The following is a 13,564-nucleotide window of genomic DNA, read 5'->3' as shown; positions in this document are numbered from 1 at the left end:
ACCGGAGGCATGATATGTTCAAAATATTTATTATAGAAGATGACCGTGGACTTGTGGCTTTGCTGCAGGATTATTTACATAAGTTCGGATATGAAACGCAGGCGGTGAGTGATTTTGAGCGGGTCCGCACTCAGTTTGAGGCGTTCACGCCACATCTGGCACTCCTTGATGTTAATTTGCCAAAATACGATGGTTATTACTGGTGCCGCCAGATTCGCGGAATTTCAACCTGCCCTATTCTTTTTATATCTGCCCGCGATGGCAAAATGGACCAAGTAATGGCGCTGGAAAATGGAGCCGACGATTATATCACTAAGCCTTTTGATTACGAAATCGCGATGGCCAAAATCAAAAGTCAGCTGCGGCGCGCCTACGGCACCTATGCCGGTGGGAATAATGAACGCACACTAAACGTTGCCGGAATGACGCTGGATGTAGAGCGGCTAATCCTTACCCGAGGCGAAGCTAAAGTGGACTTAAGCCACACGGAAGCCAAGATACTAGATGAGCTAATGCAAAAATCAGGTGCCATCGTTACCCGGGACAGGCTGCTCGAAAAAATCTGGGATGATCAAGCCTTCGTGGATGAAAATACCTTAAATGTATATGTTACACGTGTACGCAAAAAACTTGCCGCTCTCGCTATCACAGATGGACTACAAACCGTGCGCGGTCAAGGCTATCGTTTGATTCCGAATTGGGGGGATGAGGAATGAAGTTGTTATTACGGGAACAGTTCCCCCTGATCGTGGTCTATCTAGCCCAGCTAGTCCTGATCACATTAGTGTATCGGCTGGATGGAGGCAGCAGTCTGAATGTAAGTTTATATGCCGCGCTGCTCAGCACTTGTCTACTGATTGGCTACCTCGCTTACCGTTACGTCACCAATCGCACGTTCTATGAACGTTTGGAGACTACGCCCTCCTCTCTCGATGAGGCAGGTGGCCCTACACAGGATTCTCCGCTAGCCGTAAGCTTGCGAGGTTTACTGGGGTCGCAATTCCGCCTCTACAAAAATGATTTGCACAGCTACCGCCACAAATTAGAAGAGCATATTCACTTTATTAATCAATGGGTACATGGCATGAAGACGCCGTTGTCTGTCATTCATCTGATCATTCAGGATAAGGATGGCCCTCCTTTTACGGCAATTGGTGATGAACTGGATCGTCTGAAAAAAGGACTGGATACCGTGCTTTATACGGCCCGTCTGGATACTTTCGAGCACGATTTTTATGTGGAACGGCTGAATTTGGAGACCATCGTACGTGGTGTGACCTCTGAGCAGAAGCGTCTTTTTATTCGAAAAAGAGTATTTCCAGCTATACAAATAGATGAGCAGATTACCGTAACCACGGATGAAAAATGGCTCACTTTTGTCCTTACGCAGCTGATTACGAACGCTGTACGTTATACGACAGAAGAGGGCAAACATGTTTATTTCCAAGGGATGGTCACGGAAGATAAGCAGACTGTGCTTGAGATCCGGGATGAAGGAGTAGGCATACCAGCAGGAGATCTGCCGCGCGTGTTCGATGCTTATTTTACCGGGGTGAATGGACGAACCTTCCAGGAATCTACGGGGATGGGTTTATATCTCGTGAAGCAGATCTGCGGCAAGCTTGGACATGAGGTGAGTATCCGTTCCGAAGAAGGAAGCGGGACCACCGTGCGGATTGTATTTAGGGAGCAGCATATAACAAACCTTACAAATGTGTAAGGGCATTGTAAGTTTCAGAAATAGCAGCCTATGTGTACACTTTGTATAATGAAGGCAATCCAGTCGAAAGAAGGAGAGGTAACACTTGCCCATTCTAGATGTTCATAATTTATCAAAAATATATGAGGGTAAAGTGTCCACTCAGGCGCTGAATCATATCCGCTTTTCTGTAGAAAAGGGGGAGTTTGTTGGCATAATGGGTCCATCCGGGAGCGGGAAAACAACGCTGCTCAACACGATTGCCACCATCGACCAACCGACCTCCGGTCAGATTCTGATCAACGGCCGAGATCCTAATCTGCTTAGCAGAAAAGAAAAGGCGCTTTTTCGCCGTCATGAGCTAGGCTTCGTCTTTCAGCATTTTAATCTACTGGATACGCTCACTGTAGAGGAAAACATCGTATTACCTTTGACGCTTGCAGGTGCTCGTGTCCCAGAGATGGAGAGCAGGCTGAAAGAGGTCACTACCTTGCTTGGCATCGAATATTTGCTGAAGAAGCGCACGTACGAGGTCTCAGGCGGACAAATGCAGCGGGCGGCTATCGCCCGGGCGATGATTCATCGTCCATCGTTAATTTTGGCGGATGAGCCCACAGGCAATCTGGACTCCAAAGCCTCAGGGGAAGTCATGAATATGTTGACAGAGGTGAATAAGGAAGAAGGAGCTACGGTGCTGATGGTCACACATGACGCAGTGGCTGCAAGCTTTTGCAACCGGGTCATCTTTATTAAAGACGGACGTTTCTATAGTGAAATGTACAAGGGCAGTAATAGAGGCGCTTTCTTCCAAAGTATTATTGATATGCTGTCTCTGCTTGGGGGAACCAGCCATGACCTTTCGGCAATTCGCTTATAGGAATGTAACACGTAATAAACGCAAATATGCAGCTTACTTTGTCGTCAGTGCTTTTTCGGTGATGATCTTTTTCGTGTGCGCTTTGTTTATTTACCATCCGGATATTTCAAAGAGCTTAATTTATAGTACGGCGGCTCATACGATGATGGTGGCAGAGGCAATTATTTATGTCTTTTGTTCTTTGTTCGTGCTCGTATCCGTTGGATCTTTCCTGCAGTCGCGCAAGATGGAGTTCGGAATTTTATTGATGCATGGAATGACGAAGAGACAGCTGAACACCATGGTTTTTCTGGAAAATATGATGATCGGCACCTCTGCCATCCTGACAGGTACCCTTCTCGGGTTACTTCTGGGCAAATTATTTTTGATGATCGGATCTACTTTTTTGGGAATTCCCCTGTTAACCTTTCATCTCCCATGGCAGGCACTTGTGCTTACGATTTGCAGCTTCGTGTTATTGTTTTTTCTGATATCGCTTTGCACCTTTGTTTTTATCGGCAATGAGTCACTGATGCGTCTGTTTCAGGGAGAGCGTAAGGCAGAAGAAGAACCCAAAGTATCCTTTGTATTATCTATTATTTCTGCTGTACTGCTGATCAGTGGTTATTATATGGCGGCTACTGCAAAAGCTGCTTCCGTAGAGAAAGTCATGTTTCCGGTCGTTGCGATTACGGTTATCGGGACGTATCTCTTTTATACCCAGCTAAGTATTTGTTTGGTTAAGCTGCTTAAGGACATTCGGCACTTGTATTGGCATCGTACGAATATCATCACTTTATCCGGTTTGTCCTACCGCTGGAAAGAGAATGGCCGAATGTTTTTTATGGTGACGATTGTATCCGCAGTCTCCTTCACTTCCGTAGGGGTATTTGCATCGATACATACACTTTCCAGAGAGCTGAAATTGGATTATCCCGCAGCAGTGGGTTATGTAGCCAAAGGAAATCAGGCGGATGTACCCTTTGATCAGCATCTGAACGAAATTAAGGAAGAGCTCAAGACGCACGAACTCCCTTATGAGGCGCTTAGTATCCCGATTAAATATGCTGAGGTTGAAGCTCAGACTGGACCCGATCGCACTTTACGCCTTCCCTTGATTGCTTTCAGTGATTATAATCTCGCCCTGCAACGTGCAGGGTTCCCAACAGATGAGCGTGCTCTGGTGGGTAACGAAGGTCTGGTGATGATTGGTTCACAGCGTGATCGCAGTTTAACAGAAGGCAGAGTAAAAGCGGTCTATTCCTTGCAGCAAGGACTTGCCATTAAAGAAATAGGTTATACCGAGCAAGTTCCCATCGCCGAATATTTATTGCCGGAGCTGGATGGTAGAGATGGCGGGGATTTTAGTGGTGTCGTGATCAGTGATGAGCTCTACAGCGCTATTGATCCCGTGCAGACGGATCTTTATACAGGTTTTTATGTAGAGGATTTTCCACAGACGGTAGGTATCGCTGCTGATCTTGCCCATAAAGGCAAACAGTCCTATGAAAGTGATTCTCCGTATGCGATTGTGATCAGCGGCACGCTGTTTGAGCTTCAGAAAACATTGTATAACACAATGCTTTTTGCTTCCTTGCTGGTGGGTACTGTCTTTTTTATCGCGGCAGGCAGCTTTCTTTACTTCCGGTTATATACCGATCTTGATCATGATCGCAATCAATATTCCACTTTGTCCAAGATGGGACTTACGGATAAAGAACTCAATCGAATAGTTACGATTCAGCTGTTTTTGTTGTTTTTTGTGCCGGTCGGAATAGCTATTTTACACAGTGTGTTTGCCTTTATTGCGCTTCAACGGTTGTTCTACTTATCTATCGCAACGGAGACAGGCGCGGTGTTACTCGGATATTTGGCTGTTCAAGGACTATACTTCTTTTTTATTCGCAGCCGCTATTTACGCAACCTGAAGAAGAACTTGATATGAGAAATGGGGGTAACAAGATGCAAGCATGGATTACAGATTTTATGGAGCAGTTTGGTTACTTCGGTATTTTTCTGATGCTGGCCTTTGAAAATATATTTCCACCAATTCCTTCAGAAGTGATCCTGCCCTTTGGAGGATTTATGACGACTACGACGAGCTTGACGATCCCTGGTGTAATCATTGCTGCCACGGCTGGTTCACTACTGGGTGCAGTAATTCTCTATTATATTGGCCGATTATTGGATGTGAGCCGGTTAGAGAAACTGGTTGAACGCTGGGGTAGCCTAATTAGGGTCAGTAAAAAAGATATCCACAAGGCTGACGCCTGGTTTGATAAATATGGCTACTGGACTGTATTGTTTTGTCGGATGGTTCCGCTGGTCCGCAGTCTGATTTCGATTCCGGCGGGAATGTCGGGCATGAAATTTGGAGTATTTATGATCTTCACAACGATTGGCACATTGGGATGGAATTTGCTGCTTGTGCTTATTGGCGCGGCTTTAGGAGAATCCTGGGAAGACATTGCTATGTACATGGACGTGTACTCCAATGTAGTCTATGTACTAATTGCTGGCGGATTAGTTATTCTTGGGTTTCTGTACTTCCGCAAACGCAGCCGGAGAATGAACACTGAGGGCTAAGCGGGTAGTGGACTGATAATAGAAATGACTATTAAAAAGGAGGGAAACACATGGAGCTATTAACGATTATTAAAGCCATTATTTTGGGGCTTGTTGAAGGTTTAACCGAATTTGCTCCAGTATCCTCCACGGGTCATATGATTATTGTTGATGATATGTGGCTGAAATCACAGGAGTTATTTGGACAATATACGGCAAATACCTTCAAAGTAGTTATTCAACTGGGTTCAATATTAGCGGTTGTTGTGATCTTTAGAAATCGGTTCATTGATTTGTTAGGCTTAAAGCGTTTCAGCCGTAAGCAGTTGGATCCTGTAACAGAGGAGCTACCGCAGTTGGAGCAGGGCGGGCATCTCAAGCTGACTCAGGTTCTGGTAGGGTTAGTGCCTGCAGGTGTGTTAGGTGTTCTGTTTAATGATTATATTAATGAGCATTTATTCTCTACCTCAACAGTGTTAATTGGTCTAGTGATTGGGGCTATATTAATGATTATTGCCGATCTGTTTGGGCCGAAGAAGATCAGAACTGAGAGTGTAGATCAGATTACATACAAACAGGCACTTGGTGTAGGTCTTGTACAGTGTTTTTCGTTATGGCCTGGATTTTCACGCTCGGGCTCGACGATTTCTGGTGGCGTACTCCTCGGGATGAGCCATCGTGCCGCTGCTGATTTTACGTTTATTATGGCAGTACCCATCATGGCAGGTGCCAGTCTGTTGTCACTGATGAAAAACTGGCAATATTTCACCATGGACGCGTTGCCGTTTTTTATTGCAGGCTTTATTAGTGCCTTCCTATTTGCGCTGTTATCGATGCGTTTCTTCTTAAAACTGATCAATCGTATCAAGCTCTTACCGTTTGCTATATACCGTATAATTCTTGCTGCTGTAGTATATTTCGTATTTTTCTAAGTCCGTTATAAGGAATCGATATAACAGAAGCCCCAGTAATCTATTGCAGATTGCTGGGGCTTTCACGTATGATGACATCAGATTAAGACACTCAAATGATGAATGATATCGGAGACAGGTGCTGACCGGAAAATAGTAATTCGGTAGGCTTAATAGGGAAATTCGGTTCGAAGCCGATGCGGTCCCGCCACTGTAACGGAAGAATCTCGAGCAACAGAGGTCACTGGCAATTTACTACTGCTGGGAAGACTGCTCAAGATGTTGACGCCGCTAGCCAGGAGACCTGCCTGTTTCAACAGCACTGCTTCACCTACGGAAGATAGGGAGGTGTTAGACGTTAACCATGGGTATATCATGGGCGTCTTTCCCTTTGACTTTTTTAGGGAAGGGCGCTCTTTTTTATAGGAAAGCAAGTAGCTTTGGAGTTTGAAATAAGAGATGGAAGAGGGAGTGTATCGAGATGACGAATAAAGTAAAAGTAAGCAATCTTGGATATCCGAGAATCGGAAAGAACCGCGAATGGAAAAAGACACTGGAAGCCTACTGGCAGGGGAAAATAAATGAGGAGCAATTCCGCTCCGAAATGGCAGCAATTCAGCTGCAGCATTTGAAGACCCAGCAAGAGGCAGGAATTGAGCTTATTCCGGTGAATGATTTTACTTTTTATGACCATGTGTTGGATACGGCTGTTATGTTTGGAATTGTACCTCCACGGTACACGTATGATGGCGGCGACATCGGGCTTGATCTTTATTTTGCAATGGCCCGTGGTAATGCTGAGGCTACTGCCTGTGAGATGACCAAATGGTTCAATACGAACTATCACTATATCGTTCCAGAGATCGGCACACAAACACCACGCCTGACTGAAAATAAACCTCTAGCGGCTTATCGTTTTGCTAAATCGCAGGCAGGGATTGAAGGTAAACCGGTACTTTTAGGTCTGTATACCTTCCTTAAGCTGTCCAAAGGTTACGCAGCGGCAGATATCGCCAAGATTGCTGCACGTTTTGTTCCAGTCTATGTTCAACTGCTACAGGAACTAAAGCAAGAAGGGGTAAGCTGGGTACAAATCGATGAGCCAGCGATTGTTACAGGCATAAGTAAAGAAGAATTAACACTGCTTAACTCGATATACACAGAAATTGCCGGCTCCGTGCCGGGCTTGAATATTATTTTACAGACGTATTTCGAAGCTGCTGAACCGTTGGAAGCACTGCTAGAGTTGCCTGTTCAAGGCTTGGGTCTTGACTTTGTGCACGATGGTGGAGCGAATCTGGCTTCTATCGAACGTCTTGGCTGGCCGAAGGACAAATGGCTGGGTGCCGGAATTATTGATGGACGGAACATCTGGCGTTCCGATTTAGACGCTAAGCTGCAACTGGTAGAAAAGCTCAGCGTTCATGTGCCGCTTGATCGTCTTATTCTTCAGCCTTCTTGCAGTCTGCTGCATGTCCCAGTCACCGTTCAAGGTGAGGTGAAGCTGAAGGCGACTGTTAAGAATGCGTTAGCTTTTGCCGATGAGAAGCTTGCAGAGCTTAGTCTGCTCGGAGCAGCCCTCGCAGATAAAGTAGAAGCTTCTAAAGCAGCGCTGGCCGCTAGTCGTGAAGCTATTGCAGCATTCCGCGCACTACCTGAGCGTGGCCGTAAGGATGTGGCGGAGCAAGTGCTTGCACTTGCAGCTTTGCCTGACCAACGCAGTTTGCCTTTTGCTGAACGCTTAAAGGTGCAGCAAGAGAAATGGCAGCTTCCACTTCTGCCAACCACTACAATTGGTAGCTTCCCGCAGACAGTAGAAGTGCGTCAGGCGAGATTGAAATGGCGTAAAGGGGTCTGGAATCAGGAGCGTTATGATGGATTTGTTCGTGAGCAGATCGCGGATGCAATTACCTTCCAAGAAAAGCTAGGTCTGGATGTTCTGGTCCACGGTGAGTTCGAGCGTACAGATATGGTGGAGTTTTTCGGAGAAAAGCTGGACGGATACTTGTTTACTAGTAATGGCTGGGTTCAATCCTACGGTTCCCGTTGCGTTAAGCCACCGGTGATCTACGCGGATGTTGCATTTATACAGCCTATGACTGTTAAAGAAAGTGTCTATGCACAATCGTTGACGAAGCTTCCGGTTAAAGGAATGTTGACGGGTCCTGTAACTATCCTCAATTGGTCATTTGTACGTGATGATCTCAGCCGGGAAGAGGTAGCCAATCAAATTGCTCTTGCCCTTCGCCATGAAGTAAAAGCGCTAGAAGATGCAGGCATCGAAATGATTCAAGTGGATGAGCCGGCTATACGTGAAGGACTTCCGCTTAAGGCAGAAGACCGTGAGCATTACCTGAACTGGGCAGTGAAGTCGTTCCGCGTTGCTACGAACCATGTGAAGGCTACGACACAAATTCATACGCATATGTGCTATAGCGAATTCAATGACATGATCGATTCCATATCGGCTATGGATGCTGATGTAATCTCCATTGAGACTTCACGTAGCCATGGGGAGCTGATTATCAGCTTTGAGGAGCAGGCCTATGATAAAGGAATCGGTCTTGGAGTGTATGACATCCATAGCCCGCGGGTTCCGGCTGTAGAAGAAATGACGGCGAATATCGATCGTGCGCTGCGGGTGCTGGCCCCTGAACAGTTCTGGATTAATCCGGATTGCGGTCTGAAAACACGTGGCTGGCAGGAGACAGAGGATGCACTACGTAACATGGTAAGCGCTGCTGCTATTGCGAGGGAAAAGTCAGGGGTTATTGCATCAAAATAGACATAAATAAATTAGAGCCAGGGTAATTTACCCTGGCTTTTTAGTTCACTTATTTTTTTATAATCAGCTACTTGATAATAATTCTCAATCTTGTTAGAATGAAAAAGAAAAAGAAGGAACCGTGGAGGGTCCCTTCAGGCATTTACTTATTTACTTTCGAAAGTTTTGCAATCTGTTTCTTCTGCGCGTTTTGGTTCTTGGGAGCTGTGGAAAGCTACGAAGATCGATTCAGCGCTGCATTTGTTCTCTTCTGCCCAGTGGGTGCAGGAGTTAACTTCACAAACTACGTCTTTTGCCATGAGGGTTCACCTCCCCTTATTAGTAATTGATAGTATCATTCAATGAACGGCTCTGTTCAGCAAGGTGGAGCTTGTCTCAACAAAGCCGTGTCACGCCCTCATTCATTATGAATAGAGGGTATTTGGCTTTTTTTACTAGGTTAGACGTGGTAATTGTACCAAATAATGAGTTTGTAAGCAAATGAGTTCTTTAACTTTCGGGTCACCTTCCCACATCAAAAATATGTCCAATAAGAGCCGCAGAAATGCGGCTTTTTGTGTATTCAACAAGAAAAACCAAAAGAAATTTACCGAAATTCCATATTCCAGTGCAACCTTCCAAGTTTTGGGGCGTTATAGAAATGAGAGACGGAAGAGATCTGTACAGAACATGACATTCCGTAACGTTACAATGCTAGGGATAACCACTACACTTTTGGAGGAATGAGAATGCGCAAATGGGGTCTGCATTACTTATGTTTATTAATTTTTGCGGTGGTATTGGCAGGTTGTGGCTCGGGTGATAACAATTCGGCGGCAGACAAATTAGCTGGTGACGGCGGAAATACGAGTAATTCTGCTGCAGCAACCACTGAGCAATCTTCGAAAGCTACATTAGCGGATAAGAGCACCTCAGCAGAAGCTGAGACAGCAGCGGGAGGCAACGAAGCCCCAGTTGAAAAAGGTTTGACATCAGAGAACACGGATCAAGGGAACGCGGGATTCACGGGCAGTGATGTCGTGGAAGGATTGAACAAGAAGCTAATCTATCATGCCAATCTGACTATGGAAGTAGAAGATTACGGTAAAGCTCAGACTGAAATCCGCAACATGGTAACGATGGCTAAAGGATATATTATAGAGTTTAACGAAAACATGTCGCAATATGAGCAAGGAGGGACGTTTATCCTTAAGGTGCCTGCCTCCGGGTTCTCTCCTTTTCTGAATAATTTGGAAAAAGTAAAACACGAATCGCTACAGCGCAGTATTCAAGGTCAGGATGTCTCGGAGGAGTATGTTGATCTGGAGTCGCGTCTAAAGGCAAAGCAGTTAATGGAAGCTCAATACACAGAGTTTATGAAAAAAGCAACGAAATCAAGTGATCTGGTCGCCTTTGCAAACGAGCTTGGTTCGATTCAAGAAACGATTGAGCAGATCAAAGGCAGAATGCGATATATAGATCAGAACGTATCCTTTTCAACGGTAGAGCTTAGAGTGTACCAGACGGATGAGAGCTTAGCCGTGAAGGAAAAGGCAGAGCAAGGTCCATTGCTAGAACGGGCATCGGATGCTTTAAAAGGAAGCCTGAACGCACTATCTGTTATGTTTCAGTGGATTTTTGTAATTCTTGCAGGTGCATTGCCGATTCTAATCGGTGCGGGCATTATTTTAGTCATCGTTTGGTTTGCCCGCAAAAATATCCGTGCACGACGGGAGCAGCAGACCCAGCGGATACGGCAGGAAAATCGGGAACTGAACAAGGCGGTACTCCCTGGACCAGCAGAGCCAAAGGTGACAACCTCAATAAAGGATAAGAAAGCTAACGAGGACGAGAATAAAGAATAAGCTTCTATGAATTAAAAAGCCTCCAATTCATGGTATACCGTGAATTGGAGGCTTTTCTTTTCTGTAAGACAGTACAGTATTTCGCTTTTATCGAAGATTAGGCAGGCTGGAAGAGTACACGATACTCGCCATAGCCCTCTTTCTCCAGATCCTCTTTTGGTATAAAGCGCAGTGCCGCTGAATTAATGCAGTAGCGCAGGCCGTTTTCCCCTGGACCATCGTCGAAGACATGACCTAGATGGGAATCTGCTACTTTGCTGCGCACTTCTGTGCGAACCATCAAATGGCTGAGGTCCGTCTTTTCCTTCACGGCGTAATCGCGAATCGGACGTGTAAAGCTGGGCCAGCCACAACCGGAATCGTATTTATCCTGCGAACTGAATAATGCTTCACCAGATACGATATCTACATAAATGCCTTCTCCGTGGTGATCCCAAAAATCATTTCGGAAAGGTGACTCTGTAGCGCTATTCTGAGTGACTTCATATTGAAGTGGCGTCAGACGTTCTTTCAAGCTTAGTTTGTCTTCTTTATGTGTCCAGTGGGTTTCGATAAAATCCTCTCGTCCGGAACCCTTACGGTAACGTTTGTAGTGGCCCGGGTTCTTACGATGGTAGCCCTGATGATATTCTTCGGCAGGATAGAAGGTTGCTGCCGGGAGGATCGGGGTAACAATCGGGCTAGCGAATCGGCCGCTTTCTTGCAAAGCTGCCTTGGAAGCCTCTGCTTGTTGCTTCTGCTCTTCAGAATGGGTGAAGATAGCCGTTCCGTAAGAGGTGCCGCGATCATGGAATTGTCCACCCGCGTCGGTTGGGTCAATTTGCTGCCAGAATAACTCAAGCAGCTTGCTATAAGGGAAAATTTCTGGATTGAACGTAATTTGTACGGCTTCAACATGTCCTGTAGTTTCGGAGCATACCTCTTCATAGGTAGGATTCACTGTATGCCCGCCAGTATAGCCGGAGACGACACTAATAATGCCTGGCAATTCCTCGAACGGCGAGACCATGCACCAGAAGCATCCACCTGCAAAGGTTGCTTTTTCCGCCTTGGAATTTATATGGTTAGTCTGATGTTCACTCATTAATATCCCTCCATTCATGTAATGCAATTAAATAGATCACAATCTAATTATAAAGCAAATAACCACAGCCTGCCAGCTTCCGCCAAATAAGCTCTCTGTTACCTAGTGTTTTTTACTTCCTGTGAACTGTAACGAAAGCTTAGTCCGGCTATAATAAGCACAATGGCATAAACAATAATGGCTATAATCGCATTACCTGGGTTCTGGAACAGTTGATCCCCAAGGAAGGCATACAAGGCGATGCCTGGGATTTTTCCAATAGCTGAGGCAGCAAGATAACCCCAGAAGGGCAGTCCTGCTGCTCCGGCATAGATGTTAACTGCTGTCTGCGGGATAATCGGCAAGAGACGTGCTAAGACAATAGAAGCAAAGGGCCGCCGTTCTATGCCTTTTGTGAATTTTTCGAGTAGGGGAATAGAAGTCAGATAAGCTCTCGCTTGATCTTGAAATAAGAATTTCACTACGCCAAAAAGGAATGCGGCAGCAAGGGTTGTAGCTACCCAGCAAATTAAAGCACCTGCCAAACTTCCGTATGCATAACCAAAAAATCCGATGACCGCTTTGTACGGTACAACTGGAAAGAGAGCCAGTAAAGTTGCGATCCCTATAGAGCTGAAAAGATTATGATCCTCTTTCATCCAGCTAAGGATGTCATATCTGTAGATAAACGCAAGGATTGTGCCCGAAACATAAATAATAATCGAGAACCATTTTCTCATAGCTAATATACCCTTTCTTCCAATCATTCATCTCATCATACGGGATAAAAAGTAAATATTGAAGTGAAGATCATTGTCGGCGAACGCCAAGCAGGTATAATAGCATTTATAGAGAACAAAGAGAGAGATAAATTCTTGAATTATAAAGAGGGGAGTTAGATCATTGATCGTTTCTGCACGCAAAAGAGTCGCCATCATCGGGATTGGCAATATCGCCCGCAAAGTATATTTGCCACTGCTCTCTCAGCATGGACAAGTTGAGGTAGTGGGGGTTCTCAGTCACTCATCCACAACAGTAGAGCAAGCTGTTAAAGCCTACCGTTTTCCTAAAGGTACGACAAATTTGGACGAGCTGTTGTCTTGGGATCTGGATGCAGTATTTGTGCATAGCCCAACGACGACCCATTATGATATAGTAACAAAATGTCTCGAACATGGGATTTCGGTGTATGTAGATAAGCCGCTGTCCTATGATCTGGAAGAATCCAGAAGGATGGCAGAGCTGGCAGAAAATAAAGGGCTGCTGCTAGGCGTGGGCTTTAATCGGCGTTTTGCCCCAATGTATGTCACTGCCAAGAGTTGGCTCGAGGAAGCCGGAGGCATTAGCCATTGCCACGCGATTAAACATCGCACGAAGCTGCAGTTAGGCAGCAGCCGTGAGACTGTGCATGACGACTTGATTCATATGCTTGATCTGCTGTTATGGTTATGTGGAGATCAGTATGAGCTGCTTCGCAGTAATCTTCAATCCAATGGAGAGGGACGACTTGTGCAGGCATCTGGAATGCTGGGTTGGAAGCAAGGCTCAGTGGGGATGTATAGTATGGTTCGTGAGGCGGGTGTTGATTTGGAGAAGCTGGAGCTGCACGGTAATGGACGTTCGGTGGAAGTGGCAGATCTGGACCAAGCCATCCTATATGAAAAAAATGCTTTGCCACGGACCCAGAGCTTTGGAAGCTGGGATACGGTGCTGGATAGAAGAGGTTTTGGTGGAGTGGTAGATCATTTCCTGAACAATATAAATACACCAGAGTTATGCAGTATTGCTGCTTCAGCAGTTCTGCCTAGTCATAGATTGGCAGCTCAGCTTGCTGAATGAGG

12 protein-coding genes and 1 riboswitch are annotated in these 13,564 nt (G+C 45.6%); of the genes, 9 read left to right on the top strand and 3 right to left on the bottom strand.

Features of this window, described 5'->3' with window-relative positions; all coding sequences use genetic code 11:
- Nucleotides 1-14: 14 nt before the first annotated feature.
- The 7 genes from MHH89_RS13490 (at nucleotide 15) to metE (ending at nucleotide 8,816) form a co-directional block, all read left to right on the top strand.
- Complete coding sequence (locus tag MHH89_RS13490; protein WP_076310110.1) at nucleotides 15-716, top strand: response regulator transcription factor; 702 nt, start codon at nucleotides 15-17, stop codon at nucleotides 714-716.
- Complete coding sequence (locus MHH89_RS13485; protein ID WP_076310109.1) at nucleotides 713-1,720, top strand: sensor histidine kinase; 1,008 nt, start codon at nucleotides 713-715, stop codon at nucleotides 1,718-1,720. Before MHH89_RS13490 ends, MHH89_RS13485 begins: the two co-directional genes overlap by 4 nt.
- 85 nt (nucleotides 1,721-1,805) lie before the next feature.
- Nucleotides 1,806-2,576, top strand: a complete 771-nt coding sequence (locus MHH89_RS13480; protein ID WP_076280509.1) for an ABC transporter ATP-binding protein — start codon at nucleotides 1,806-1,808, stop codon at nucleotides 2,574-2,576.
- Nucleotides 2,551-4,500, top strand: coding sequence for an FtsX-like permease family protein (locus MHH89_RS13475; protein WP_341087292.1), 1,950 nt, complete (start codon nucleotides 2,551-2,553; stop codon nucleotides 4,498-4,500). The genes MHH89_RS13480 and MHH89_RS13475 overlap by 26 nt, the downstream gene beginning before the upstream one ends.
- Nucleotides 4,501-4,517: 17 nt before the next feature.
- Complete coding sequence (locus MHH89_RS13470) at nucleotides 4,518-5,141, top strand: DedA family protein (RefSeq protein ID WP_076218903.1); 624 nt, start codon at nucleotides 4,518-4,520, stop codon at nucleotides 5,139-5,141.
- A 50-nt stretch (nucleotides 5,142-5,191) separates the two neighbouring features.
- The gene (locus MHH89_RS13465; RefSeq protein WP_341087290.1) at nucleotides 5,192-6,052 is read left to right on the top strand and encodes an undecaprenyl-diphosphate phosphatase; all 861 of its coding nucleotides are present in this window, start codon (nucleotides 5,192-5,194) and stop codon (nucleotides 6,050-6,052) included.
- A 99-nt stretch (nucleotides 6,053-6,151) separates the two neighbouring features.
- Nucleotides 6,152-6,357, top strand: a riboswitch (cobalamin riboswitch).
- 155 nt (nucleotides 6,358-6,512) lie between these two features.
- A complete protein-coding gene (gene metE, locus MHH89_RS13460) occupies nucleotides 6,513-8,816 on the top strand; it encodes a 5-methyltetrahydropteroyltriglutamate--homocysteine S-methyltransferase (protein WP_341087287.1) in 2,304 nt (767 codons plus the stop codon).
- 146 nt (nucleotides 8,817-8,962) lie between these two features.
- Here the strand turns inward: metE and MHH89_RS13455 are convergent, their stop codons facing one another.
- A complete protein-coding gene (locus MHH89_RS13455; protein ID WP_076098619.1) occupies nucleotides 8,963-9,115 on the bottom strand; it encodes a DUF1540 domain-containing protein in 153 nt (50 codons plus the stop codon).
- Nucleotides 9,116-9,544: 429 nt separating this feature from the next.
- On the opposite strand from MHH89_RS13455, the gene MHH89_RS13450 reads away from it, so the two are divergent.
- A complete protein-coding gene (locus tag MHH89_RS13450; RefSeq protein ID WP_341087286.1) occupies nucleotides 9,545-10,660 on the top strand; it encodes a DUF4349 domain-containing protein in 1,116 nt (371 codons plus the stop codon).
- Nucleotides 10,661-10,757: 97 nt separating this feature from the next.
- On the opposite strand, the gene msrA is transcribed toward MHH89_RS13450, so the two are convergent.
- Both msrA and MHH89_RS13440 read right to left on the bottom strand, forming a co-directional pair.
- A complete protein-coding gene (gene msrA, locus MHH89_RS13445; protein WP_038572566.1) occupies nucleotides 10,758-11,744 on the bottom strand; it encodes a peptide-methionine (S)-S-oxide reductase MsrA in 987 nt (328 codons plus the stop codon).
- A gap of 98 nt (nucleotides 11,745-11,842) precedes the next feature.
- A complete protein-coding gene (locus tag MHH89_RS13440) occupies nucleotides 11,843-12,463 on the bottom strand; it encodes a TVP38/TMEM64 family protein (protein ID WP_341087284.1) in 621 nt (206 codons plus the stop codon).
- Between the two features lie 166 nt (nucleotides 12,464-12,629).
- Between MHH89_RS13440 and MHH89_RS13435 the strand changes: the two genes are divergently transcribed.
- Nucleotides 12,630-13,562 carry a Gfo/Idh/MocA family protein gene (locus MHH89_RS13435; protein WP_370511609.1) on the top strand — a complete coding sequence of 311 codons (933 nt, stop codon included), beginning with the start codon at nucleotides 12,630-12,632 and terminating at the stop codon, nucleotides 13,560-13,562.
- The last annotated feature ends 2 nt before the right edge of the window (nucleotides 13,563-13,564 follow it).

This window comes from Paenibacillus sp. FSL H7-0323 (genome assembly GCF_038002725.1).
In the GTDB taxonomy this organism is placed as follows: Bacteria; Bacillota; Bacilli; order Paenibacillales; family Paenibacillaceae; genus Paenibacillus_AQ; species Paenibacillus_AQ odorifer.
The sequence above is the reverse complement of the archived record's forward strand: the minus strand, read 5'-3'. Positions and strand labels throughout refer to the sequence as shown.